Raw genomic sequence first — 858 nt, forward strand, 5'->3', positions numbered from 1 at the left:
GGAAAACGCCGCATAGGCCCGCGCCAAGGGGTGCCGCAATACGGTAAAGCTCAACGGGGCACCCTGTGCCTCCCGCCATTGGCGCAACGAACGCTGGTCCATCCGTTCGATGACGCCATCCCCCAATTCGGACAGCCATGCCACGACCTGTTCATCCGGCCCGTTCCGCATCGGCAGATACATGGCCGGGGCATCCTTGGCTGCGACAAAAGTCGGAACCGACGGACCGCGGCGCGGCTCGAAATTCGGAATGCGCGCAAAATCGAACCGGTCGATGCGGGCCAGTGCCTCGGTGACGGCCATATGTCAAAGCCGATGTCGCAAGGCGTGTTCAATGTGCCTTGCGCCAATCCCACGGCATGTCGAATGAACTGGCCCATATCCCTGCGCGGTCATTCCTTGCCGCATCTTCATTCGCGCCGTAGATCTCTCCGCCGTATTGACGATAGGCCACGGCCCAGCCATTCCGGACCATCCACGTATTGATGCTGACATCTCCGGCCTTGCACGTTGCAATCGACCGGCCGTACCTATCAGTATCGGTCTTCTCGCAAGTTACCTGCTGTGTGCCAATCATCTTCCCAAGCTGGGTCGTCAATGCCAGCACATCCACGACCATTTCGGCCGCAGCGGCCCATCGCCAATGCCGGAACCGTGTTCTGCTGACAAGGTTCATGGCGATGAGGCCGGCAAGCACAAGTCCCATCGGAACCAGCGGCAGCTTGATATCAAGAAAAAGGGTGGCGATCGCAATCGTCGCCACCTGCCCTGCAACCGCAAGCCAGCGCAGTTGCACCAGCATGGTCAGGTTACGGCCATCGGCCAATTCATCGCTCAGGCGCGGCGCGATCGCCATTC

At 60.4% G+C, this 858-nt stretch carries 1 protein-coding gene and 1 pseudogene; both read right to left on the reverse strand.

Going from position 1 to position 858, the window contains the following annotated elements; genetic code table 11:
* Positions 1–303 (reverse strand): annotated as a pseudogene (locus TR36_RS14020) (nodulation protein NodH); the annotation flags it as partial.
* 28 nt (positions 304–331) lie between these two features.
* Positions 332–858 (reverse strand): thermonuclease family protein (locus TR36_RS14025; RefSeq protein WP_052362709.1); only part of this gene is annotated, 527 nt, incomplete at its 5' end.

The organism is Falsirhodobacter sp. alg1 (genome assembly GCF_000739715.2).
In the GTDB taxonomy this organism is placed as follows: domain Bacteria; phylum Pseudomonadota; class Alphaproteobacteria; order Rhodobacterales; family Rhodobacteraceae; genus Falsirhodobacter.